Raw genomic sequence first — 25455 nt, forward strand, 5'->3', positions numbered from 1 at the left:
AGTCCGGATGTCAGCGGGCCGCACAGTGTACCGGAAAGCGCAGCTAACTGCGCTTGCGGGGTGCCCGCTTGCGCGCAGCCGCGGGGCGTTTCGGGGCGGCGGCGGTGGGCTTGTTCGCGGCCTTTTCCTTCTCCATGACATCGAGCACCAGTCGCGCAGCACCATCAATGTATTGAATGAAGCGATCGTGCTCCGCATCGCTCAGGCTGCGCAGAGCGTCGTGCTGTCGGTACAGATTCACGAAGCGCCGTTCCCGCTCATACTGCCGCGGCAGCGCCATCACGCCCCACTGCTCGAGCACCTGTTCCAGCTGCGGATTGTAGGTGCGCAGGAACTTGATCAGAAAGGGCACGGGATCGTGTCGGGCGAGCAGGCTGGCACTGCGCAGCACCAGCTCCAGGGGCATGATCTTGTCGCCGCGCTCCACCTCTTCCAGCATGGACTTGTCGGACAGGCCCAGGCTATCGGCGAGTTCCTTCAGCGACAATCCCGCGGTTTCCCGGGCGTCGCGCAGAAAGTGCCCCGCATCGGCCATGGCCTCGAGGCGCTCGGGCTCCATGCTCTGCAGCACCATCTGGCGCACCCACCCCTCGCCGAACATCGCAGTCATGGTTGCGGTGTGCCGGGCAATTTCCAGGGTGCCGCCCGCCACCTGCCCGGTAAAACGCATCAGGCCGGCCAGCAGGCTCTCGGTATCTTCTGTCGATTTTTTATCACTCATGGGACAAGCTTAGCGCAACCCTCCGGGTTTTGCCGGTGCCGCCCACTCAGGGCAGACCGGATTCGATACGGAATATCTGCTCAAGAATTTCACGCCACTCTGCGTACTGGTTTTCCAGACTGCCGCTCAACCGGTATACGCTGCCACTGGCTTCCAGGACCGTCGGCTGTACCTCGTTATTGAAGCCCCGCGCCAGGTCCTCCAGGTCCTGCTGCTGGATTTTGCTCCACTTGAACGCATTGTAGGTTTGCTCCATTGCCGCGAAGGTGCCACGGGGGCCTGCACGATCGCGCTGGGAGAGACGCTGCGCATAGTCCTCGCGGTACTCAGCCTGCTCGCGTCCGAACTGACGCCAGAGGTTGTAGGTTGGCTGCATGGTTTCGAAAAGGTCTACGTACTGCTGGTCGACCGCGTCAATGAAGCGGTATTCCTGGTCCCGAATGCGCTGCACGCGAGCCATCATCGGGTCGTCCTCCGCAGGTGCCCTGCGCAAGGTCACCACCGCGTCCTCGTCCACCAGATACCCCTCAAATGCGGCGGGTGCCAACAGACGGGCCTGGCGCAGCAGGGCTACGGTTGGCAACTGTGCGAGCGTGGCGGCCTGCTGCCGTTCGTAAGCAGCCAGCAGATCATTGGCCACCTGCCGGTAAAGGTCGATAAAGGGGTCGCTGGCGCTGCCGGCCGCGAAGTCGCCGGCCTGCGATTCATCCCGGTAGCGTCGGTCGAGCCACACCTGCCCCATCGCATCGACAGCGCGCACCTGCAGCAACAGCACACGCCCATCAGAATGCAGTATCCGTCCGTCCACCTGCAGCTCAGCGGTTGGCTGCGGTTCGGGAAGCACGCGTACCGGACCCCAGGCATTGCTTTCCTGCAGCACCTGTCGCAGCAGCACCGGCATGAAACGGGCTTCAGCCTTGCGTATCTCCGGGAAGACACCCAGGCGGCTGAGCCCCGCGGTGGACTCAGGCAAGCCGGGGTCAAAACTAGCAACCACCAGCGACAGCGCCGGTGCCAGTGGAGCCTCCAGGGTACGCAGTACGACGCTGCCGACCACCGGCGTGGCGTCACTGGCGAGCGGAGACTCGGTAACTCCAGCGGCGGGAACCGGCGCAGGCGGGGTCGCTGCGCAGGCGACGAGACACAGGGCGGCACACCACAGCGCGAATAGGCGACTCAGTCGGTTTCGGTGGTGCACACAGTGCCTCGGGTCAGGGTCTGCTGGCAGGAAAAACCTTGTGCGCCCGGCTCGATACGGCGGTAGACGCGGTTCAGCGTAAACGGCTGGGATACGCGGTCAGAACTGACCGTGCTGGCAATATTGAGCAGCTGTCCGTCGGGGCCGAGGGTGAGCCGGTGGCGAATCCCCAGTCCATCCGGCAACGAGAGCACAAAGACGAGCTGATGCCCGTCCCAGGCACAGAGCTCACGCCCCAGGGGCGTTTCCACTGCCTGCGGTCGACCCTCGTGAAAGTCGCAGTCGAGGGCGAAATCATCCTCACGCCGCACCCGGATGCCCTGCTGATCCTGCGTGATATCCAGCAGTGGACTTCGACTGACCAGGTCCGCCATCTGCGCCAAACCGATGATGGCCGAACCGCTGTCGCTGCCCGTGCCACCCACCAGCAGGCTGGCACTGGGGATGCGCGGATCAGCGCCGGCCGCCTGTGCCCTGCGCTCTGCCTGCCGCTGCAGCTCGCGCACGAGCACGTTGAGGCTGGCCTGCAGGTTGTCGCTCATGCCGTAATCCAGCGACCACTGCCCGCTGAAATCGACACCCACGCGACTGGCTGTCGCCTCGCGCGTCGGCCCACTGCCGCAGGCAACCAGCGACAGTAGAAGCAGAACCGTTGACAAGCGCAGCACCATGAACTCCAGTGTACCTCAGAGACGCCCGCAACCGGAGCGAAATCTGCGGGCACAGCCCACAACGGCAGGCTAGCTGAACAGGCCCTCACCGCGCGCCAGGCGCCGTCCCAGCGCAGCGGTCTGTGACGCACTGGAGCCCAGCGCCATCTCATTGAAACGCAGCCAGAGGCAATAGCGCCAGAGCGGATAGTCGCGGTCGATACCGGTGCCGCCGTGCACGTGCTGGCAGGCGTAGCTGACCCGGTGGCCGACATCACCTGCCCATATCTTGGCGATCTGTACCTCGGTGGTCGCAGCCCGCTCCTCGCCCAGGAGCGAGAGCGCCTGCCACGTGCACAGGCGCAGGCATTCGATATCGATGTAACCGTCGGCCATGCGGTGGCCCACGGCCTGGAAGGTCGCGATCGGCACACCGAACTGTTTCCGTTCGCTGGTATATCCGGCGGCCATGCGCAGTGCATGATCTGCCGCTCCCAGCTGTTGCGCGCACAGCGCCGCGGTGCAGCGCTCCCGCGTCCATGTCACCAGTTGCTCACCACCAGAGGCGAGGAGAATATCGGCACTGGGGACGCTTACCGCGTCCAGCGCCACCGCAGCGTGGGGCTCGAAATGCGTCATCTGCAGATCTGTCAGGTGCAGGCCCGCGGCCCCTGCAGGCACCAGCACTATCGCGATATCGTCAGCGAGCTCCACGGGCACCAGCAGCCAGTCCGCCTGCCGCGCAAACGGCACTGCAGCGCAGTGCCCTGTCAGCCGCAGGCCATGCGCCGTGGCTTCCCCCTGCACTGTAGGCGCGCCGGAGCCGGACCAGAAGTCTCCTGTCAGCAGCAGCTCACCGCGCGTGGCAGGCGGCAGCAGGCGATCCTGCAACTCTCGGGCGGCATAGCGCTGCAGGGGCAGCAGGCCCGATACGCAATGGGCGAGCACGGGAACCGGGGCGATGCTGCGCCCCAGCTCTTCAATGAAGAGGCCGAGTTCCATGAAACCCAGCCCCATACCGCCGTATTCCTCCGCGACGGTGATACCTGGCAGGCCGCTATCCAGCAGCGTCTGCCAGAGGTCGCGGTCAAAACGCGGGGCGGCAAACTCGTCATAGGCCGCGAGAGTGACGGCCGACACCGCATCGTCAAGAATCTTGCGCGCCAACGCGCGCAGTTCGCCCTGAATGTCTGAGAATCCGAAGTCCATGACTGTCTCCTGTCAGCGGCTTGCGCGGGGCATCCACAGGCCCGCCGCGGATATGATGTCGCGCTGTATTTCGTTGGCACCGCCACCAAACGTGATAATCGACGCTGTCCGATACAGACGTTCGATTCGGCCCGCCTGCTCGAAAGCCCCCGGAGAGTGGCTGCGCAACAGGCCGCACTCCGCAACAATTTCACCCAGCAGTCGATACACTTCGATAAACCCCTCCGAACCGAACACCTTGGCGGCTGATGCGTCGGCCATGCCCAGTGTGCCCGCCGTCATCGCCCAGGACTGCTTGTAGACAATAAGCTTCATGCACTCGATCAGCGCCCGACTGCGAGCGAGGTTGGCCTGCACCCAGGGCTGCTCAGCAACCACCCCACCCTCGCCAGAGGCTGCTGACCGGGCCCACTGCACTACCTGGTTGAACAGTTCCGAGATCGGGCCGAAATTGATCAGGCTCAGACGTTCCCGGTTCAGCTGGCTGGTGATCAGCTTCCAGCCTCCGTGCAGTTCGCCGACACGGTGGGCATCGCTTACCCGGATGTTGTCATAGAAGGTTGCATTGGTGCGCACACCGCCCAGGGTATGCACCGGCGTACAGCTCCAGCCCGGGTCACTGTTGGGCACCAGAAACATGGAGATACCCTTGTGCTTTCTGGACACGTCGGGGTCGGTGCGGGCAGCGAGCCAGGTGTAGTCGCAGAAATGCGCCAGCGACGTCCACATCTTCTGCCCGTTGATTATCCAGTCATCGCCGTCCCGGACCGCTGTGGTACGCAATGCAGCGAGGTCGGTCCCTGCGTCCGGCTCGGAATAACCGATGGAAACCAACAGCTCACCGCGCAATATCCTCGGGACAATGTCCTCCCGCATCCAGTCATTGCCGTGCTCCGCCAGCGTGGGCCCCACCGACTCGGTAGTCAGAAAGGGAAACGGGTACCCGGCCCGCATCACCTCTTCCACAAAAATAAACTGCTCCATCGGCGACAGATTGCGTCCGCCGTACTCCGCGGGCCAGCCCAGGCCGATCCAGCCATCGCGACCCATACGCGCCAGGGCCTCGCGCCACAACGGCCCGCCACCCTCCCCCATATCCCGTTCGCACTCGGCGCGCAGCTCCGGCGTCATCAGCTCGCGAAAATAGGCGCGCAGTTCGTCCCGCAGCGCCAGTTGGGCATCAGTAAACTGGATTTTCATACCTGTCTCCGGGGCAACGAGCCCTCATGATAGCGCCGCCTGACCACCGGGTCAGGACGGCGGGCGGCCAAGGTTTATGGCGAGCGGTCAGCACGGCGCCTGCAAGCGCTTCAGGTCCTGCAGGATCTCCCGCCACATCGCATCGGGGGCATCGTAGGGTGCATAGATTGCGAGCCGGTCCGCACAGTCGCCGTAGCGCGCGAGCAGTGAAGCCGCAACATCGCCGGGATGTGCGGTGACGGCAAAGGCCTCCATGAAGTCATCGTCAATATGCTCACCCAGTGCCTCCCAGTCACCCGACTTGGACAGCCGATTGAGCTCAGGCTGCAAGTCCCCGAACCCCATCGCCGCCATCGGCGGCAGGTAGGCGGGTGTCGACGCGTAGAAGCCGAGCAGACTCCGCACGGCGGCGCGCGCAGCGGCTCGCTGCTGGTCTGTGACTCCGGTGACGACGATGGCGTTGATCTGCAAGGTGAAAGCTTCGCGGCGCCGCCCGGCACTGGCCAAACCGCGCTGTACCGCTGGCAGGGCCTGCTCATGCAGGAAACGCAGGTTGTTGAAGGGATGCACAATCAAGCCGTCGGCCACTTCGCCGGCGACCTCCGTCATGCGAGGACCCAGGGCACCCAGCAATACAGGTGGCACGCCATAGGGGTTGGGTCCGGGATTGAACATGGGTGTCATCAGGGTGTGCCGATAGAACCGGCCCTGATACGCCAGTGGCACGCCATCCTGCCAGCAGGCAAAAATGGCCTTCAGGGCGAGGATATAATCGCGCATGCGCGCGGCGGGCGGGCTGAACTCCACCCCGAAGCGCTTCTCGATGTGCGCCTTGACCTGCGAACCGAGACCCAGCAAAAAATGTCCCCGGCTGTACTGCTGCAGGTCCCAGGCCTGGTATGCCAGGTGCAATGGATTGCGCGGGAAGGCAACCGCGATACCTGTCGCAATGTCGATACCGGGGGCATGCTCTGCCGCGAGTAACAGCGGCAAGAACGGGTCGCTGCTGCCCTCCAGCGTATACACCCCATCGTAGCCCAGGCTTGCCAGCCGCCGCGCCGCCTCGGCAGCCTCACCCAGCCGGGCATACAGCGGGCCATCGATTTTTATTGACATGGGCGACTCCTGTTGTGCCTGTGCCACGTTGACTCCGGCCAGAGAATATACCCTCTGTCACAGGAAATGCCCGCGATGATTACGGCCGCTGCCCTACTGCAGGGTGCTGCGGTGGAGGGTCGGCCCCGCTGGTTTACATACGTGTACAGCTGAGCGGGCACCGTTGCCGTCGTCTGGGTCATAATCATGATTCACCTCACCAGGACGCTGCAAAGATGAAAGTTGGAATCTGCCTGCCCTATATGAAAGCCGGTCTCACCCGCGACGACTACCTGCAGTGGTTCCAGCGGGTTGACCAGGGTCCCTTTCACAGTGTTTCTTGCGGCGAGCGCGTGCACGGGCCAACGTTCGATATGCGCGTTCTGCTGGCAGCCGCGGCGGCATGCACCAGCAAGGTCATGATCACGCCGACCCTGTACGTGCTACCCATGCACAGCGCTGTGCAGGTGGCCAAAGAAGTCGCCAGCCTCGATATTCTCTCCGGCGGTCGGGTGCAGCATGTCTGTGTAGGCTATGGCGGCAGGGACAAGGACTATGCCGCGCTGGAGGCCCCTTTCAAAGGTCGATATGGCCGCATGGACACCCAGGTCGAAACGCTCCGCCAGGTCTGGAACCAGCAGGAGGTGGTTCCGGGCGCCGGCGTCATTGGCCCCGTGCCGACGCAGCCCGGGGGCCCGAAACTGCTGGCGGGGGCGTTGGGCCCCAAAAGCATTGCCCGCTGCGCGCAGTGGGCGGACGGACTCTATGCCTGGTCGGGCAACGGCGAGCAGGCGGAACTGGCCAATGCCTTCACTATGGCCGACGAGGCCTGGCAAGCCGCCGGACGGGACAGCAAGCCTTACCGGCTCGGCGGGTTCTGGTGCACCCTCGCGGATAACGGTCCGCAGCGCCTGTATGACTACGTGTACGAGTATCTCGCCATCGCCGGACCGGAAATCGCCACCATGATGGCAGAGTCGGTACACCGCAGCTCCGAAGATGCCGTGCGGGAAGCGCTGGACAATGCCGAGGCAGCCGGCTGTCAGGAACTGTTCCTGGTACCGGCAACCGCGGATCTCAGCGAGGTCGACAGGCTCGGGGATCTTCTGCTGCGCCGGGGCTGATCTCCGCGGAGCGGCCCCCCCTTTTTTCCGCTATACTCGCGCGCGAATTCCGACAGCAACTCCACTAACCAGCCGGAGGACCCATGGCCAAGCGCGTATACCTGTTCAACGAAGGCAGCAAGGACGACCGGGACTTGCTCGGTGGCAAGGGTGCCAACCTCTGTGAAATGACCTCCCTGGGCCTGCCCGTGCCCTATGGTTTCATCATCACCACGCCAACCTGCCGAGAGTTCTTTGAGGCCGGCAACAAGCTGCCGCCGCTGCTGGAACAGGAGTACCGCGTCGCCCTCGACCTGGTAGAGAAAAAGATGGGGGCGCGTTTTGGAGATCCGGAGAACCCCCTGTTGTTCTCGGTGCGCTCCGGCGCGCCGGTGTCCATGCCCGGGATGATGAACACCATTCTCAATCTGGGTCTCAACGACGAAATTGCCGAGGGCCTGGCGAACAAAACCGGTAATCCGCGTTTCGCCTATGACTGCTACCGGCGCTTTATCCAGATGTTCGCGGATGTCGTCCTGGAAGCCGATGGCGACCGGTTCGAACACGAGATCGAGCAGTACAAGGCCGCCCACGGCAAACGTGACGATGTGGACATGAGCGCGGAGGACTGGCAGGAAATTATTCGCATCTACAAGACCCTGGTGGACTTCCCCGAGGACCCCTTCGTGCAGCTGAAGCTGGCTGTGGAAGCCGTATTCCTGTCCTGGCATACGCCGCGTGCCTACGTTTACCGGGAGATGAACAACATTCCCGAAACGCTGGGGACGGCGGTCAACGTACAGGCCATGGTGTTCGGCAACTTCGGTGACACCTCCGGCTCCGGCGTGGCCTTTACCCGTAATCCCTCCAACGGCGACCACGATTTCTTCGGTGAGTTTCTCTTCAACGCTGCCGGTGAGGATGTTGTCGCCGGCATCCGTACGCCGCTGCCGGTGGCCGCGTTGAAAGAGAGGTTACCCGAGGTCTACGACGAACTGTTCAGGACGCAGATTCTGCTGGAGAAGCATTATCGCGACATGCAGGATCTCGAGTTCACGGTACAGGAAGGCAAGCTATACATGCTGCAGACACGCAGCGGCAAGCGCACCGGGCGGGCCTCGGTGAAAATCGCCGTGGACATGGTGCGCGAGGGGCTGATCTCAGAGAGCGAGGCCCTGATGCGTGTGTCACCTGAACATGTCGAATCCTTTCTGCACCCGATGGTCGACCCGACCCAGAAAACCGAGATTGTCGCTACTGGCCTGCCGGCAAGTCCCGGCGGCGCAACCGGCCGGGTGGTGTTCTCTGCCGAAGAGGCGGTGGAGGTTGCAGCGACAGGCGCGAGCGTCATTCTGGTCAGGCGGGAAACCACACCGGAAGACATTCACGGCATGAAGGTGGCTGCCGGCATACTGACCGAACTCGGCGGCATGACCTCCCACGCCGCCGTCGTCGCCCGGGGTATGGGCGTCTGCGCGATCACCGGCTGTGGCAGCCTGAGCATCAACTATGCCGAGGGCACCGCCACGACGGCTGATGGTGTCGTTATGCGACGCGGCGACATCATTACACTCGACGGTACCGCCGGCGAGGTGATGCTGGGCGACGTACCCAAAACCGAAGCGAGCAGCAGCGAAGACTTCCAGATCCTGCTCTCCTGGGCTGACCAGCACCGGCGACTCAAGGTACGCGCCAATGCGGAGACACCGGAGGATGCCGCCAAGGCCCGCGAGCTCGGTGCCGAAGGCATCGGCCTGTGCCGCACAGAGCACATGTTTTTTGATGCCGAACGCATTGACCAGATGCGCGGGATGATCCTCGCCGAAAACAGGGATGAGCGGCAACGCTACCTGCAGCAACTGCTGAAATACCAGGAAGAGGACATGCTGGCACTGTTCCGGGTCATGGACGGGCTTCCCGTCACCGTGCGCCTGCTGGACCCGCCCTTGCACGAGTTTCTGCCCCACGACGAGGCCGATATGGTCGCGCTGGCTGGCCGTATCGGCAAGCCCGTGGAGAAGATCCGCGAGATGACCGAGAGTCTGAAGGAAGTGAATCCCATGCTGGGATTCCGCGGCTGCCGGCTGTCGATCGTCTACCCGGAAATTACGGAAATGCAGGTCAAGGCGATCATCAGCGCGGCTGTGCGGGCTATTGAGGAAGGCCTGAAGCCGTTGCCGGAGATCATGATTCCGCTGGTGGTGAACGTGCGGGAAATCCGCCTGATCAGTGAAATCATCGATCGCGGCATCCAGGCTGTGATGAAGGAAAAGCACGTTTCCGTGCCCTACAAGATCGGCACCATGATGGAAACACCGCGCGCGACACTCGGTGCCGATCGCCTTGCTCCGGAAGTGGAGTTCATGAGTTTCGGCACCAACGACCTCACCCAGATGACCTACGGTTTCTCGCGCGACGATGTGGGCAAGTTCCTGCCCATGTATCTGGAGAAAAAACTGGTGGAGAGTGACCCCTTCGTCTCGCTTGACCAGCGCGCAGTGGGCAGGCTTCTGGAAATCGCCGTGCAGGAGAGCCGGGCGCGCAAACCGGGCATCAAGTACGGCATCTGTGGAGAACATGGCGGCGACCCCCGTTCCATCCAGTTCTTTCACGACCTCGGGCTGGACTACGTGTCCTGCAGCCCGTTCCGGGTGCCCGTTGCGCGCATCGCCGCGGCACAGGCAAAAGTGCGCCGCGAAACCGAAAGCCGGCGCAGCTGAACAGGAGCAGCACGATCATGAACAAGAGTTTTTTCCCTCCACACCGCGTATTGATGGGCCCCGGCCCCTCCGACGTATCACCTCGCGTGCTTGGCGCCCTCGGTCGGCCGACCATCGGTCACCTGGACCCCTTGTTTGTCGGCCTGATGGACGACGTGAAAGGTCTCCTGCAATACGCTTTCCAGACGAATAACGCGCTGACCCTGCCCATTTCCGCACCCGGCTCGGCCGGTATGGAGGCCTGTTTCGTCAACCTCGTCTCACCGGGCGATACCGTGATTGTGTGTCGCAACGGCGTCTTTGGCGGACGCATGCAGGAAAATGTAGAGCGTTGTGGCGCAACGGCGGTCATGGTGGAGGACGACTGGGGTCAGCCCGTGAGCCCCGACAAGGTCGCCGCGGCGTTTGCAGCTCACCCCGAGGCTTCCCTGCTGGCGTTTGTGCACGCTGAAACCTCTACGGGCGCTCGCAGCGACGTCGCAGCACTCTGCGCACTGGCCCGGGAGCATGGAGCCCTCAGCATCGTGGACAGCGTCACCGGCCTCGGCGGCATTGAACTGCAAGTCGACGCCTGGGGTGCAGACGCCGTATATTCCGGCACCCAGAAGTGCCTGTCCTGTGTGCCCGGCCTGTCCCCCGTCACCTTCAGCCCGCGCGCTGTGGAACGCATCCAGAATCGCAGCCACAAAGTGCAGAGCTGGTTTCTCGACATGCAACTGGTGATGGGCTACTGGGGAAGCAGCAGCAAGCGCGCCTACCACCACACCGCGCCCATCAACCTGCTGTACGCCTTGCATGAGTCTCTGCTGATGTTGAAGGAAGAAGGCCTTGAGGCGGCACATGCGCGGCATCGCCTGCATCACCAGGCGCTGGTAGCGGGACTCGACGCGCTGGGGCTGGACATGGCGGTTGCCGCCGAGTTCCGCCTCCCCCAATTGAACGCTGTGCGGATTCCGGAAGGCGTCGACGATGCGCGGCTGCGGCAGACACTGCTGCAGGACTTCAATCTGGAGATCGGCGCAGGCCTCGGCGCGCTCGCGGGTAAAACCTGGCGCATCGGCCTGATGGGACAGGCGTGTAACCGCAGCAACGTGATCCTCTGCCTGACTGCGCTGTCCACCGCGCTGCAACAACAGGGGTTGAGCACGGATACCGACGCAGCACTAATCGCCGCCAACGCCGTACTCAACGCCTGATGCACTGCGCGACGGGGTGCTGCCAGGCACCCTTTCGCCCCGCAGCATGCGCCACAACACACCGGCCTGCTCGCGACCTCCGCTACGATGCATCGCGTAGCTCACGTGGTCGTCCGGGCCGGCCTGCGGACGCAGCTGGATGCTCCACAGCGAGTTGATCTCGTTCGGCAACATGGAATAGCGCACGTCGATAATCCGCCCCGGCACGTCGGGATCCAGCGCCACATAGCCGTTGCTGAACCAGCGAAAGCGTTCGACATCCAGTCGCTGCTGGCTTTCACCCTGCAACCACGGAAGATCGCGCGCGACATCCAGTCGCGGGATGCTGCCACCGGGATAGTCGACCACGGAGGGCCAGGTGCGCACCGCATCGACATGAAAGTGCGTGTCGGTTTCGTAAACAATCTTCCAGACGAGGATATTGGCAAAGCTCGGCTTGGCCTCGAGTCGCAGGGGCTCGTGGCCCCGCTCCCGGGCCAGCGCCCAACCGTGTAGCTCTGCCTGCTCCCGCTGCCACACCCCCAACCCCTGATACACGAGGACCCAGACCAGGGCCGCGCGCGCCAGTGCAGGCCGGCGCCGCAGGGCTGCCCAGACGACCAGCGCGAGTACGGGCAGTGTGAACAGCGGGTCGATAATGGAGATTGTATTCCAGGCAAAACGCTGGTCACTGAAGGGCCACAGCAACAGGGTGCCGTAGGTGGTACAGGCATCGAGCAGACCGTGGGTCGCATAGCCCAGCACACAGAAGAGGTAGGTTTGCCAGGGCAGTAGCCCGCCGCGCCGACCAATCAGGCCGTGCAGCACCAGCGCGCAGATGAGCCCGCCGAAAGGCACGAAAAACAGCGAGTGGGTAAACTGCCGGTGGTACTCGAGGAACAGCAGCGGATCCTCGCTGGAGCGAATCAGCACGTCGAGGTCGGGCGCCATGCCGGAGAGGAAACCCAGCAGTCCGGCACTGACAACCTGCCGCCGCCGGGCCACCGCCTGGGGAAATGCTGCGCCAAGTGCGCCCTGGGTCAAGGGATCCATCTTGCTCCTCTCTATCACTGCGGCCCTGGTGCTGCAACTTTTCCACCGCTTGCAGGTCCCAGCAAGCGTGTTTACGCTGCACTTCCGCAAATGGACGAGGAGATTACCCCATGCGCCTGAATTTTGTTACCGCAATCACCACCAGCCTGCTGCTGAGCGCCTGCACCACCAACCCTTACACAGGTCAGCAACAGGCCAGCAAGGCGGCGACCTACGGGGCCGGCGCTGCCGCAGTCTGTGCACTGGTGGGTGCCATTGACTCCGGCAAGCATGCACGCAATGCCGCCCTGGGCTGTGGCATAGTGGGTGCTGGCGTCGGCGCCTACATGGATGTGCAGGAAGCCAAGTTACGCGAGCAGTTGCAGGGCACCGGTGTGCAGGTTGCACGGGAGGGGGACAATATCCGCCTGATCATGCCAGGGAATATCACGTTTGAAACAGGCTCTTACAACCTGCGTGAAGGTTTCTACCCGACACTGAACTCGGTGGGTGAAGTGCTCTCCAAGTACGCCGACACCACCCTGCGCGTCACCGGCCACACTGACAACACCGGCGGCCGCGCCATGAACCAGACACTGTCGGAGCGCCGTGCCGGCAGCGTTGCCGACTACCTTGTCACCCGCTCCGTCGATCGCTCGCGCATGTTGGTGCAGGGCATGGGCCTTGACCAGCCCGTGGCCGACAATACCACCGAGCAGGGGCGCAGCCAGAACCGGCGCGTGGAACTGACCATCCTGCCCAAGGTCTGACGCTCAGTTGATATCAAAGCTGTAATACAGGTCTACGGAGCTCTCAAGGCGACTGACCACCTCCAGCCACAGGCGCGCCTGCAGATACAGGCGCGCCGTGAGCACGTTGATGGGCTCGTACAGCCCCACCCCGTAGGACAGATAGATCCGCTCACCAATGTAGCCACTCACTGTGGCGGCTGTGTCGTCCTCTGAACCGTCGGTGCCAAATTCTACATTGCGCAAGCCCGGCACCTTGTTCAGCTCTTCCACCAGCGCACTGCGATTCATCAGGCTGGTACCCAGCGACAGGGCCATTGCCGTGCCGTCCGCGCCCGCCCCGGAGTCCAGCCCCCGACCGCGCAGCAGGTAGGACAAGGCCTCGGTCTGCGACATCGTCGGCTCCGCGTACACCGTCAACTCCGGCTGTTCCAGAGTGCCGGTGACCGTGACTCCAGCGCGCACGTCCTCCGCCGGTATCTCACGTTCTGCCCGCAGATTGAGCTCAGGGTTTTCCGGCACCCCGCTGAAGGCAATTCGCCCCTGGCGTACCAGCAGTCTCTGGCCATAGGCGCGCAACTCACCACCGAGAATATTCAGGTTACCAAACAGCTGCAGCGGCCTCTCAGGCGCCTGGCGCAGACTGAGATCCCCTCCCACCGTGATGTTCAGATCCTTGCCGCGTATCCGGAAACGGTCGTCGATGCGCAGTCTCAGGTCGGCGTCCAGGCGCAGCGGGTTGTGCGCTTCCAGCGGTTTCCCGGTGAAATCGACCTCAACCACGTCATCCGAGAGCGTTACGCTGCCCGGAGGCAGTTCCTCGTAGGCCAGCAGACCCTCATGCACCAACACCTCACCCCGGGCCTGTATCCCCGAGGAAGTCATCGCCAGTTGCAGGTCGGGAGACACCTCCACCTGCGTACTGGGCGGATACAGCAGGCGGTTGTTGTCGCCTTTGATGTTGAGGCGTAAGGCGGGTTCTTCGCCCAACTGTGCATCGCCGGTCAGTTCAAGCTGCCCCCCACCCAGCAGGGCAACGCCACGCAGGTCCGCCCGCGATCCCTGCAGGGCAATCTGCAACTCGACAGCGTCAAGCTCTGTGGGATTCAGCTCCAGCCGTACCACCCCGTCGGTCCAGCGCAGGATGCCGTCTGCAAGCGGTTCCTGCACAGACCCGGAGAGCATCACCTGCCCGTTCAGGGTCCCCTCGAGGCGCTCCAGTTGCGGCAGGAATGGCCGCAAGGCACCTACCTGCAGTGCGTCGATTGCCACTTCACCCTGCAGCAGCCCGGCGCGATCAGGGGGCAGCTGCACGCTGAGTGCCAGACGCTGGCGGTCGGCCTGCAGCAATCCCGCCTGCAGGGCGAGCCCACGATCATCCTGCCGCAGTGTTGCCTGCAGGACGTCCCAGCTAAATGTGGCCGACTCCCCTTCCGGATAAAACTGGGTTACCGAGCCGCCGGGGCTGGACAGTTGCGCCTGCGCGCGCAGGGGCGAATCGCCCCCCCAGGACAGCGCAATATCCGCCTCCAGAGGGCCGCGGGCTTCAATCTGCTGTGGCAGCAGTGCGGCAAACAACGCGAGGTCGCCCGTCAGCCGGCCCGTGACGCCGCCCGCGGCGCCAAGCTGTAGTTCGGAAAAACACAGCTCAGTCTCCGGCAGCTGCCAACAGTGCGCACCCAGCGTACCGCTGTCCCCGGCAAAGCCCGCCTGCAGGGGAGCGGCAAGGGTCAGCGGTCCTATCGGCGTCGCAAACTCCGTGCGCTGTAAAGCGACCTCCCACACGCCCTCGCTGGCGGTTGCCGAGGCCTGCAGCGCTCCCGCAATCTCGCCTTCGCTGCTCAGCTCCAGCGTTGCGGTGTCACGGTCAGCCTGGACACTGAGACTGAGCCCGTCGAGGTTGACGCCCGCCAGTTCCAGTTGATCCAGTCGCAGGCGACCCGCGCCCCGGGGGCCATCGGCGAGGCTGACCGTGCCCTCCAGCACACCGCGGTCCGCCCGCAGGCTGTTCCAGTGTATGCCGTCGACACTGCCGCGCAGCGCCAGACGGTTGTCGGCACGGTCCCAATCGACGTTGAGCAGGACGCTGCCCCCTGCTCCCCGCGACCAGCGCCCCAGATCTGCAATGCCCAGTTCAGCGCGCGCACCTGCCGCACCCGAGGCGCCTGCCGAAACATCAATTTCCGCGCCGTTCACCTGTGCGCGCAGGGCACCGCTGCGGATCAGTTCGCTGGAGTCGAGCTGCAGTCCGCCCTTGATCATCGCCGGCAGACCGTTGACGTCACCCACCAGGTCAACCTCCTGCAGCTCCACCTGCCAGTCGTCATCTGCAAGGCGACCGCGCGTCGAAAGCGAGCCCGCTACCTGGCCGAACAGATACTCGCTGAGCTCAGGCATCTGCAAACCCCGGCTGTGTACCGCGGCCTCCCAGGCGATGGCCTCTGCGTAGCTCACGCTGCCCTCGACGGACAGGCTGCCCGCCTCGGCGGCATCAAGCAGAAAACTGTGCACCTGCACCAGACCCGGGGCATGGCGCGCAGAAAGCTCCAGACTCATCATGGCATAAGCGAGATCCTGTACCCGTGCCGTCAGCGTCAGATCCTGCCCGTCGAGATCGCCTTGCGCCGTCGCCTGCAGAGGCCAGAGGATGGCCGCATCGACCAGCCCCGGCGGCAGGCCGGTTATGCCAGGCAAACCTGCCAGCGGCAACGGCTGATTCCCGGTGAGCCGTAACGAGGCATTGAAAGGCAGCGTCGGTGCAAGCAGGTCCACGTCACCTGTCAGCTGAAGCTGTGGCTCCCCAGGCGAGAGCAGTTCCAGCTGCAGCGCGCGCGTCGACCCCGACAGGGCTAGCGCCAACCTGCGCGCACCCAGCTCCATCGGCAGAGAGGGCATGTCCAGGTCGGCCCGAATATCCAGCTGCAACGGCCAGTCCCCCGACATGACGACCTGTCCGCTCGCTTGCAACCGACCCCGGCTCTGCTGCGACAGCTGCAGCGACGCAATCTCAAGACGCTCCCCACGCCAGCGCAGTGCACCGCGGATGGCGTCGAATGCTTCGAGCCGCTCACCCTGACGCACGCTCGGGCGCTGCAGCAGCACGTCATCGATTGCCAATGTCAGTGGCAGTGCCAGCGAGGGCAAAACGATGGGCGACGGTGCCGAAGACTCCGCCGCCTCCAGCGCAAGCTGTGCGTCGCGCAGGACGACGTTGCCAAGAAACACACCCTCCGGCTTCAGCTCGATATCCAGTTGACTGGCGCCCTGTCGCCACACGCCCCCGGGCCAACGGACCTCCGTTCGCCCGATACGCACGCCGGGTGCGCGCAGCCGAAGCGGCAACGCAAGCATTTCGATGGGCCCCGCCTCTGCCGTCTGCGGTTCGGTGTCATCGTCCGGCGGCAGATTGACCTCAAGCTGCTCGATCTCCAGAGCAGCAAAGCAGAACAGGCTCTGCCACAGACAGGCCGGGCGCAGTCGGCTGTGCACGCCAGTGAGTTCCACCTCGAGGCCATCCAGCGACACACGCAGCTTTTCCAACTGCAGTTCCCCGCCGAGGCTGCCCCCGGCGTAGATAACCTGCACGGGCGCTGTAGATGGCAGCAGAATGAACAGAAGCCGCGTGCCGGCAGCACTGAAAGGCAACAGCACAAGCCCGATGGCAGCGACCAGCACCGCCGCGCTCAGAACGCCCGCCAGCCTGCTCAAAACTCGGCCCCGATGTTGATGTGTATGCGCCAATCGGGATTATCCTCACTCACGCTGTTGGCGATCTCCAGCTTCACAGCACCGACAGGCGTCAGGTAGTGCAGGCCGAACCCGGCACCCACGACGGCGTCAAACTCGCCCTCATCAAAGGCGTCGCCGCCGTCGACAAACACGGCCGCACGCCAGTCAGGTAGAAACCTGTACTGGTACTCGATACTGGCGAGCGCCAGCCGGTCCGCACCCAGCACATAATCCACGGCCTCCCCATCACGCAGCGTCACGGGCACCGTGTTGCCGATTGACTGGTAGCCGTACCCACGCAGGCTCTGCGATCCACCGGCAAAAAAGCTCAGGGACGGTGCCAGGTCATCGCGCTGCCCCTCTCCGATCAATGCCGCGCCGGCCTCGGCGCGACTGACAACCCGGCCACGGTCGCCCAGCGGCATGACATAGACCCAGTTGGCATAGAGACGGGTCATGTCGATACTCGAGCCGAGCTGGCTTGAGGTTGCCTCGACTTCGTAGAACTGGCTGAACCCGCGGTCCGGGTTTACCGGTGACCCCTGGCGGGTCTTGTGGGACACGGTGAAACCGGGCAACACGTAGTCTTCGTCGCCGGTTACCGTCGCGGCGTCCCAGCGTTCGTTCAGCAAACGCAGGTGGTAACTCAGTACCCAGTTGCCATAGCGGCGTTCGCGCCGGACCTGCGCTTCATTCTGGTTACTGTCGAGATCACCGTACTCGTTCTGCTCTACCCGCAGCGAAAGTTGCAGGACGTCATCCAGCGGGTGGGTCAGCGGAATGTTGTAGATGAACTGCCCGCTGGGGTTGATGCGGGAGTACTCGAAGCGGGTTTCCTGGCTGTGCCCGAAGCGGTTCACGCGCGGCGTCGTCCACGTCGCGGAGACGCGCTCCTCGGTGTCGGTACTGAAACCGATACCGACCTCAATGGTGTGGCGCTTGGCGGGAAACAGTTCCAGGCGCACGGGCACACGCCCCGCTGCCCGCTCGTCGAGCAGCGGCCGCAGGGTAACACCGGAAAAATAACCTGTGCGTTGCAACTCCGCCTGCAGGGTCTGCAGCCTGGCCACATCGTAGGGCTCACCGGAGCTGAAACTTCTCAGGGATTTGAGCAGGGTCGGCGAGACGATGTCCTCGGCGTAGCGCAACTCACCCACCAGATAACGATCGCCGCTGGCATAATGCAGGTGCACGCGCGCCGTATTCGCGGCCGGCTCCACTTCCACAGAGCGCTGCAGCAGGCGGGCATCAAAGTAGCCCCGACGCTGTCCCAGCTGCAACAGGGCGTTACGCAGGGTCTCGTACTGGCCGTGGTGCAGGGTATCCCCCAGTGCAATGCCGGGCGACGCCAGCAGGCGCTGAAATGCGGGATCGCCCTGTGCGGCCCCGGTGACCTGGATATCCAGCTCTGCGATCGTGACGGGCGGACCGGGAGTGACTGAGACCAGCAGCTGCCAGGGATTGCGGGACCGGTCTACAGAGAGGTCGATGTCCGCGCGGTAGTAACCCAGCGCCTTCAGGCTGTCAGCGACCCGTTCGCGCGCGGACGACAGGAAATTGCTGCGCGCCGCCTCGCTCTCCGGCGCCGCGCCCAACCAGGCCTCCACATTGGCGCGCTGCGCTTTGTCCAATCCCTCGAGGCGGTATTCCAGCAGCGCGTCGGCGGCGAGCGCCGGCCCCGACAACAGACAGCAGACGAAAAACCAGAGGCGAAAAACCCGCAACACGGCGACGGTTTACCTGATCAGGCCCGGTCGATGCGTTGGGCACGACCCCAGTAATTGTAGCCGGCAATGCGCGGCGTATTCGGCAGATACATTGTCTGCAGCTCATCGACCTGGAACCCACCCGAGGCCAGCAGCTCGGGGATATCACGATTGAGGTTGCAGCCGCCACAGACGGATGCCCAGACACCGTTGATCCGGTGCTGCCAGCGCTGCACCCCGTCGTCTGGCGCAAGACCGTGCTCGCAGAACAGCAGCTCGCCACCCGGCTTCAGCACCCGCGCCATGCCACGGAGCGCCGCAATGGGGTCGGGAATGGTACACAGGGCAAAGGTCACCACCACCGTATCGACACTGTCGTCCGCCAGCGGAATGGCCTCACCCGGCAAACCCACAAACTCAACGGGGAAGGACAGAGCCTGGGCGCGCTTGCCCGCGAGCTCCCAGGATTTTTCCGACGGATCGAGGCCAATCAGCCGGGTCACTTTCGCCGGATCATACAGCGGCAGGTTAAGCCCGGTGCCGATACCGATTTCCAGCACCTCACCCCGCGCCTGCGGCACCACCTTTTCACGCTGGCGCATGATCGGCTTGCTACCGCAGGCGCAGTTGATGACGTGAGGCAGTATCCTCCGTTCGTAAAAACCCATGCTGTTACTCTCCCTGAATTGCGTATGATTATACCGGCGCAAGAGGCGGTAGCCTATCGCGCACACAAAGAATCCCGTTGACAGACAGGAGCCCCCGTGAGCAACAGGACACACAGACCAGCGCAGCGGGCGCCCGAATGAAGGCGCGCGAGAAAGCCCTCAAACACGCTTTGTTGCAGGCACAGCGCGACCTCGCGACGCGCGACTACCCCGTCATTATCGTGCTGGGCGGCCTGCCCGGTGCCGGCAAAAGCGAGCTGGTGCATCAGCTGAATGAGTGGCTGGATCCGCGATTCGTCACCACCAGTGCCCAGTGGAAGCACTCGGATGAGGAAGAGGATCGCCCTTATTACTGGCGCTTCTGGCGACATATGCCACCCAGGGGGCGCATGACGATATTTCTGGGCTCATGGTACACCCAGCTTCTCTACGACGGCGCGTCTGGCAGGCTGGAGCCAGGTCATTACGACCAGCAGCTGAAGCGGATCCGGCAGTTCGAGCGCATGTTGCGCGACGAGGGTGTGCTTCTGGTGAAAGTGTGGCTGCAGGTCGAGCGCGCCACGCAGCAACGGCGCCTTACCGAAGATAGTCTGCGCCTGCGCCACCTGCCCGCATCCGCCAGGGCCTGGGCGGAGGATTACGCGGCGGCGCAGCGGGCGGCAAAGACCGTGCTGCAGGGCAGTGACGGGCCCGAGGCGCGCTGGCAGACAGTGGACGCCGATGACCCCCACGAACGCAACCTGATTGCCGGAGAGACCCTCCTGCAGATGATGAACGCGCACGTTGCACGAAGCGCCCCCGGCATTGGGGAGACGGCAGCGGCGCGCAGCGCGGATGGCGGGCGCGCCGCACCATCACAGGCACTGGCGACATTGCCTCGCAACCTGCAGTTGGGCAAACAGGAATACCGCGCCCTGTTGCGCGAGCAGCAACAGCGGCTGCAGAAACTCGCGTGGCAGGCGCACGATGCCGGACGCTCGCTGATTGCCGTTTTTGAGGGCTGGGACGCCGCTGGCAAAGGCTCGGCCATACGCCGCGTCACCGCGCCTGTGGATCCCCGTCTGTATCGCGTTATCCAGAGCAGTGCGCCGTCGGATGAAGAGCGCGCACACCATTACCTGTGGCGCTACTGGCGCAGTCTGGAGCGGCGCGGACGCATCATGCTCTTTGATCGTTCATGGTATGGACGAGTGCTGGTCGAACGCGTGGAGGGCTTCGCCCACCTGCATGCCTGGCAGCGGGCCTACGCCGAAATCAATGACTTCGAATCGCAACTGGCAGAGCATGGCAGCATCGTTGTAAAGTTCTGGCTGCATATTTCCCCGGAGGAACAGCTGAAACGGTTCCGGGAGCGCGAACACACACCGCATAAACAGCACAAGATTACCGCGGATGACTGGCGCAACCGCGCACGCTGGAGCGACTATGAGCAGGCCGTCCTGGACATGCTGCAGCTGACATCCACGGCGACGGCGCCCTGGACAGTGGTGGCAGCCAACGATAAACGCTACGCCCGGGTCCACATTCTGCAGACTCTCTGTGACGCTCTGGAGACCGCGCTCGGTACCCAGTAACCCACGCCGGCGCTATACTGCCCGCCCGCGCACAGCCAACGGGGCCCAGGCTCATGAAACTGCATATCATTACCACCGGCGGCACCATCGATAAAATCTATTTCGATGCCAAGAGCGACTACCAGGTCGGAGCACCGGTCATTGGGGAGTTGCTGCAACGCATGGGTGTGCAGTTTGCCTACAGTGTGGAATCGGCCATGCGCAAGGACAGCCTCGATATGACCGACGCGGACCGGGCGCTGATCCGTCGCGCAGCGATGCAGTGTGAGGAGCGCTGGGTCCTGATTACCCACGGCACCGATGGCATGGTCGCCACGGCGCGGGCCCTGCAGGATATCCCGGGCAAATGCATCGTGCTGACCGGCGCCCTGCAGCCGGCCGCCTTCGCCCAGTCCGATGCCATCTTCAATATCGGCTGTGCAATCGGCGCCCTGCAGAGCAAACCGCCGGGCGTCTACATCGCCATGAATGGCGAGGTCTTTGATGCCGACAAGGTGGTCAAGAACACCGCAGCCAACCGCTTCGAGGCACTTCACTCAGCGTGACAGCGGCAGCCCGGTGTCCTGCTTTATGGCCTCGATAACGACATAGGTGTGGGTCTGCGCTACGCCGGGCAGGTCGACGATGCGGGTCAGTACGGCGCGGTACGCATCCATACCGGTGAGCCTCAGTTTGAGCAGATAATCGAATCCGCCAGCCACCATATGACACTCGGCCACTTCCGGAATGGTGATGACCGCATCCCGAAAACGGTCAAACACCTCCGCCGTGGTGCGATCCAGGGTCACCTGGATGAACGCGCTGGTGCCGTAACCCAGCGCGGACGCGTTAAGGCGCGCGCTGTAGCCCGCAATCAGCCCTGCCGCCTCGAGCCGGCGCACGCGCTCCAGACAGGGGCTGGCGCTCAGATTGACGCGCCGCGCCAGATCCACATTCGACATGCGGCCCTCGCCCTGTAGCAGGGAGAGAATGAGCAGATCAGTCTTATCCAGGGTAAGTCCCATAGCGCTACGACTCCAGCTTCCTGACAATGCAGAACAATCTACTGAGAATAGACTCCGTTACAGAATATTATTCAAGGGCCACGCCAAAATAAACAGCTCATTCTGCACCCCGATGACTACAATTTACGCTCTGAACGCTATCCGGAGCCTCACGACATGCTGCACGACTGCCACCTTGACCCGACCGATCCGCTGCGCATGGCCATGGAGAAAAGCTACCGCGACAGTGAGGCGAGCGTGTTGGCGCAGCTACTGCCCGCTGCCACCCTGAGTCAGGCCGCCCGTAGCCGGGCCTGGGAGCGGGCCCGGGTGCTGGTCCTGAACATCCGCCAGGCACAGCATGGTAAGGGCGGTGTTGATGCACTGTTGCAGGAATTTGCACTGTCCACCGAAGAAGGCGTGGTGCTGATGTGTCTCGCCGAGGCACTGCTGCGCGTCCCGGACCAATTGACCATGGATCGACTGATACGCGACAAACTTGCTGATGGGGACTGGAGCTCGCACCTCGGTAACAGTGAATCGCTGTTCGTCAACGCCTCGGCCTGGGGCCTTCTGCTCACCGGCAAAGTGGTCAATTACAATGACGAGGACAACCCGCGCCAGTTCGGCCTGCTGAAGAAAACCATGGGACGCCTGGGCGAGCCGGTGATCCGCGCCTCCGTGCGCTATGCGATGCAGATCATGGGCACCCAGTTCGTGATGGGAACGACCATTGAGAAAGCACTGCACCGGGCCAAAGACGCTGAAAGCAAAGGATACCGCTACTCCTACGATATGCTCGGAGAGGCCGCTCGCACAGCCGCGGACGCGCAGCGCTATTTCGACAGCTACTACAACGCAATTGAGGCGATTGGCCGGGCCGCACACGCACGTGGTCCCGAATCCGGCCCCGGCATCTCGGTGAAACTCTCCGCGATTCATCCGCGGTATGAGTTCGCACAACGCCAACGGGTCATGGACGAACTGGTACCACGGTTGAAGTCCCTGGCGCTCGCGGCAAAAGCTTTTGATATCGGTTTTACCGTTGACGCCGAGGAAGCCGACCGCCTGATGCTGTCGCTGGACGTGATCGAAGCCGTTGCCAGTGACCCGGACCTGGGTGACTGGCAGGGCTTTGGCGTGGCCGTGCAGGCGTACCAGAAACGCAGCCTGCTGGTGATTGAGTGGCTGCGAGCGCTGTCTCTGCGCTGCCAGCGGCGCCTCATGGTACGCCTGGTCAAGGGCGCCTACTGGGACACCGAGATCAAGCTGGCGCAGGTGGAAGGGCTGGATGACTACCCGGTATTCACCCGCAAGGCGGCTACCGATGTGTCCTACCAGGCCTGCGCGGCTCGCCTGCTCGCCTACCGCGACAGCCTTTACCCCCAGTTCGCCACGCACAATGCCTACACCGCGGCAACGATTCTCGAGATGGACGGTGATCGCAACGGCTACGAGTTCCAGCGCCTGCACGGCATGGGAGAGACACTCTACGACCAGATTGTAAGCACCGAGCAGGTCCCCTGCCGGGTTTACGCGCCGGTGGGGGTGCACGCCGATCTGCTCGCCTATCTGGTGCGACGGCTGCTGGAAAACGGCGCCAACAGTTCTTTCGTGAACAACATTGTGGATGAGGCGATTCCCGTTGAAACCCTGCTTGAGGACCCGGTTGAGGCGGCCCAGAGCTGGGCTGAAAAACGCAACCCGCTGATTCCGTTGCCACCTGCACTGTATGGCCAGGAGCGACGCAACGCAGAGGGCGTGGACCTGCAGCACCGTCCAACCCTTGAGGCAATGCGCCGCGCCATGCGCAGCTGGGAGGCGTCACTGCCGATGGGCGAGACAGATGTCGGCCTTTGCGAGGTGCGCAATCCCGCGCGGCATGAAGAAATCGTCGGGCATATCAGGCTGGCGGATAGCGAGGGCATCGAGACGGCGCTGGCGAAGGCTGACGGCGCCTTCGCGCACTGGTCCGCACTGCCGGTTGAGCAACGGGCAGACTGCCTGCTGCGCCTGGCGGATGCGCTGGAAACACACCGTGACGAGTTCATCGCATTGTGCTGCAAAGAGGCCGGCAAGACGCTGCGCGATGGCGTGGCGGAAGTTCGGGAGGCGGTGGATTTCCTCCGCTACTACGCCACAGGCGCTGCGCGGGCGGGATTTGCGGAGCGCGGCCTGCGGGCACGCGGCGTTGTGCTGTGTATCAGTCCATGGAATTTCCCGCTGGCCATTCTTCTCGGCCAGGTCAGTGCCGCGCTGGCGGCAGGTAACACCGTGGTGGCCAAACCGGCAGAGCAAACCAGCCTGATCGCCAAGCGTACCGTTGAATTGATGGCTGACTGCGGTTTTCCGCCGGATGCGGTGGCGCTGCTGGTTGCGGAAGGTCGCAGCGTGGGCGAGCAACTGGTGCCCGACCCGCGTGTGAAAGCCGTGATGTTCACCGGCTCCACGGCGACGGGTAGCTGGCTTGCGCGCACGTTGGCGCAGCGAGAGGATGCACCGGTACCGCTGATCGCGGAAACCGGCGGCCAGAACTGCATGATTGTCGATTCCACCGCACTGCCCGAGCAGGTCGTCCGCGATGTCGTGACCTCGGGCTTCCAGAGCGCCGGGCAGCGCTGCTCTGCCCTGCGGGTACTGTTCCTGCAGGAAGATATTGCAGACAAGGTAATCGAGATGATTATCGGCGCAATGCGCGAGCTGCGCATCGGCGATCCAGCCGCGCTGTCGACGGATATCGGGCCGGTCATCGACGAACGTGCGCGGCAGTCGCTGGTGGATCACGTGCGCTATCTCGAGGCGACCGGGCGCCTGCTCTACGCGTCCGAGCTGCCAACGGAACTGCCCGGCACATTTTTCGCGCCCCACCTGTACGAGATCAGTAACCTGTCGCTGCTCGAACGTGAGGTCTTCGGCCCGATCGTACACGTGATCCGCTACCGCGCAGAAGCGTTTGACGACGTGCTGGCGCAAATCAATGCAACCGGCTTCGGGTTGACCTTTGGCATCCACAGCCGTATCGAGGAAGCCTGTCAGCGGGCGGCCGACCGCGTACAGGCGGGCAATGTCTACGTCAACCGCAACATGATCGGTGCCATCGTCGGGGTGCAACCCTTCGGCGGACGCGGCCTGTCCGGCACCGGGCCAAAAGCTGGAGGACCGCAGTACCTGTCGCGTTTGGTCACCACCGGTGAAGAAGCCGAAAACGCCGCGGGGCAGAAACCGCTTCCGGATGCCGCAGGCGACTGCACGTCGGCGGCAGAGGTACTGCGCGCGGCGCAGGATGGAGGCACGCGCTGGGCGCGCTGCAGCGTCAGTGAGCGGGTATCTGTCCTGCGCCGTTTCCTGGCGTCCTACGCCAGCGGCCCAGAGGACAACCCGGCCATTCTCGAAGAAACACTGGGTGCCGCTCGAGATCAACTCCGTGCTGCGAGCCAGCTGCTTGCCGCGCCCGTGCAGCTACCCGGGCCCACCGGAGAATCGAATCAGCTGCTGCATGAGCCCCGCGGGCCGCTGCTGTTGCTGCTCGACAACCCGGCGCATCAGGGCGAGTATCTGATGGCCATGATTTCTGCCCTGGCCACGGGCAACAGTGTGATTGGGGTGGCTGCGCCAGCGCTGTTGGAAACATGGCAGACCCTGGCGAGCAGCCTGACTGCCGCCGGCCTGCCCTCCTCTCTGCTCCCCATGCAGCCGCTGGACAACGCGGTAGCACTGCTGCAGCAACCCGCATTGCAGGGTGCGATGGTGCATGCGCGCAGTCGCTACCTGCGCGCGGTGGCGCAGGCCGCCGCAACGCGGGAGGGCCCGATAATGGCCTTGATCAGCTGTGTGGCACCGGAAACGCTGCTCAGGCAGACCCTGTGGGAGAAGTCGGTGAGTATCGACACGACGGCCGCGGGCGGCAATGCGTCCTTGATGACCATGGCCAACTAGGACGCAA

Annotated in this window: 18 protein-coding genes; 7 read left to right on the plus strand and 11 right to left on the minus strand. The window is 63.7% G+C overall.

All coding sequences use genetic code 11. The features are described from left to right. Positions 1–43: 43 nt before the first annotated feature. From AACZ17_RS04220 to AACZ17_RS04245, 6 genes are all read right to left on the minus strand, one after another. Complete coding sequence (locus tag AACZ17_RS04220) at positions 44–721, minus strand: helix-turn-helix domain-containing protein (RefSeq protein ID WP_290739586.1); 678 nt, start codon at positions 719–721, stop codon at positions 44–46. Between the two features lie 46 nt (positions 722–767). Further along, positions 768–1919 (minus strand): hypothetical protein, encoded by a 1152-nt coding sequence (locus tag AACZ17_RS04225; RefSeq protein WP_290739589.1) that lies wholly within the window; start codon positions 1917–1919, stop codon positions 768–770. Then, positions 1898–2587: a hypothetical protein gene (locus AACZ17_RS04230; RefSeq protein ID WP_290739592.1), complete on the minus strand. Its 690-nt coding sequence runs from the start codon at positions 2585–2587 to the stop codon at positions 1898–1900. Before AACZ17_RS04230 ends, AACZ17_RS04225 begins: the two co-directional genes overlap by 22 nt. Before the next feature lie 72 nt (positions 2588–2659). Continuing rightward, a complete protein-coding gene (locus AACZ17_RS04235; protein WP_290739595.1) occupies positions 2660–3778 on the minus strand; it encodes an acyl-CoA dehydrogenase family protein in 1119 nt (372 codons plus the stop codon). Positions 3779–3790: 12 nt separating this feature from the next. Then, on the minus strand, positions 3791–4978 hold the full coding sequence (locus AACZ17_RS04240) for an acyl-CoA dehydrogenase family protein (RefSeq protein WP_290739598.1): 1188 nt from the start codon (positions 4976–4978) through the stop codon (positions 3791–3793). A gap of 87 nt (positions 4979–5065) precedes the next feature. Further along, positions 5066–6094 (minus strand): TIGR03617 family F420-dependent LLM class oxidoreductase, encoded by a 1029-nt coding sequence (locus AACZ17_RS04245; protein ID WP_290739601.1) that lies wholly within the window; start codon positions 6092–6094, stop codon positions 5066–5068. 215 nt (positions 6095–6309) lie between these two features. On the opposite strand from AACZ17_RS04245, the gene AACZ17_RS04250 reads away from it, so the two are divergent. From AACZ17_RS04250 to AACZ17_RS04260, 3 genes are all read left to right on the plus strand, one after another. Next, the gene (locus AACZ17_RS04250) at positions 6310–7197 is read left to right on the plus strand and encodes an LLM class flavin-dependent oxidoreductase (protein ID WP_290739604.1); all 888 of its coding nucleotides are present in this window, start codon (positions 6310–6312) and stop codon (positions 7195–7197) included. 83 nt (positions 7198–7280) lie between these two features. Continuing rightward, positions 7281–9896, plus strand: a complete 2616-nt coding sequence (gene ppdK, locus AACZ17_RS04255; protein ID WP_290739606.1) for a pyruvate, phosphate dikinase — start codon at positions 7281–7283, stop codon at positions 9894–9896. A 17-nt stretch (positions 9897–9913) separates the two neighbouring features. Next, positions 9914–11092 (plus strand): alanine--glyoxylate aminotransferase family protein, encoded by a 1179-nt coding sequence (locus tag AACZ17_RS04260; protein ID WP_290739609.1) that lies wholly within the window; start codon positions 9914–9916, stop codon positions 11090–11092. On the opposite strand, the gene AACZ17_RS04265 is transcribed toward AACZ17_RS04260, so the two are convergent. Further along, complete coding sequence (locus AACZ17_RS04265) at positions 11060–12124, minus strand: metal-dependent hydrolase (RefSeq protein WP_290739612.1); 1065 nt, start codon at positions 12122–12124, stop codon at positions 11060–11062. The two genes, AACZ17_RS04260 and AACZ17_RS04265, sit on opposite strands and share 33 nt — an antisense overlap. A 110-nt stretch (positions 12125–12234) precedes the next feature. Here AACZ17_RS04265 and AACZ17_RS04270 point away from each other — a divergent pair, with 110 nt between their 5' ends. Then, complete coding sequence (locus AACZ17_RS04270) at positions 12235–12873, plus strand: OmpA family protein (protein WP_290739615.1); 639 nt, start codon at positions 12235–12237, stop codon at positions 12871–12873. Between the two features lie 3 nt (positions 12874–12876). Here AACZ17_RS04270 and AACZ17_RS04275 read toward each other — a convergent pair whose 3' ends face one another. From AACZ17_RS04275 to AACZ17_RS04285, 3 genes are read right to left on the minus strand one after another with little or no spacing between them, the layout of a single operon-like run. Further along, positions 12877–16560 carry a translocation/assembly module TamB domain-containing protein gene (locus AACZ17_RS04275; protein ID WP_290739618.1) on the minus strand — a complete coding sequence of 1228 codons (3684 nt, stop codon included), beginning with the start codon at positions 16558–16560 and terminating at the stop codon, positions 12877–12879. Continuing rightward, positions 16557–18308, minus strand: a complete 1752-nt coding sequence (locus AACZ17_RS04280) for an autotransporter assembly complex family protein (protein ID WP_290739621.1) — start codon at positions 18306–18308, stop codon at positions 16557–16559. The genes AACZ17_RS04275 and AACZ17_RS04280 overlap by 4 nt, the downstream gene beginning before the upstream one ends. Positions 18309–18325: 17 nt before the next feature. Then, positions 18326–18955 (minus strand): methyltransferase domain-containing protein, encoded by a 630-nt coding sequence (locus AACZ17_RS04285; protein ID WP_290739624.1) that lies wholly within the window; start codon positions 18953–18955, stop codon positions 18326–18328. A 77-nt stretch (positions 18956–19032) separates the two neighbouring features. Between AACZ17_RS04285 and pap the strand changes: the two genes are divergently transcribed. Further along, the gene (gene pap, locus AACZ17_RS04290) at positions 19033–20529 is read left to right on the plus strand and encodes a polyphosphate:AMP phosphotransferase (protein ID WP_290739627.1); all 1497 of its coding nucleotides are present in this window, start codon (positions 19033–19035) and stop codon (positions 20527–20529) included. Between the two features lie 53 nt (positions 20530–20582). Beyond that, positions 20583–21074: an asparaginase domain-containing protein gene (locus AACZ17_RS04295; protein ID WP_290739629.1), complete on the plus strand. Its 492-nt coding sequence runs from the start codon at positions 20583–20585 to the stop codon at positions 21072–21074. On the opposite strand, the gene AACZ17_RS04300 is transcribed toward AACZ17_RS04295, so the two are convergent. Then, a complete protein-coding gene (locus AACZ17_RS04300) occupies positions 21066–21533 on the minus strand; it encodes an Lrp/AsnC ligand binding domain-containing protein (RefSeq protein ID WP_290739631.1) in 468 nt (155 codons plus the stop codon). The two genes, AACZ17_RS04295 and AACZ17_RS04300, sit on opposite strands and share 9 nt — an antisense overlap. 156 nt (positions 21534–21689) lie before the next feature. On the opposite strand from AACZ17_RS04300, the gene putA reads away from it, so the two are divergent. Further along, on the plus strand, positions 21690–25448 hold the full coding sequence (gene putA, locus AACZ17_RS04305; protein WP_290739633.1) for a bifunctional proline dehydrogenase/L-glutamate gamma-semialdehyde dehydrogenase PutA: 3759 nt from the start codon (positions 21690–21692) through the stop codon (positions 25446–25448). Positions 25449–25455 lie beyond the last annotated feature (7 nt).

Origin of the sequence: uncultured Haliea sp., assembly GCF_963973825.1 — a bacterium.
GTDB lineage: Bacteria > Pseudomonadota > Gammaproteobacteria > Pseudomonadales > Halieaceae > Haliea.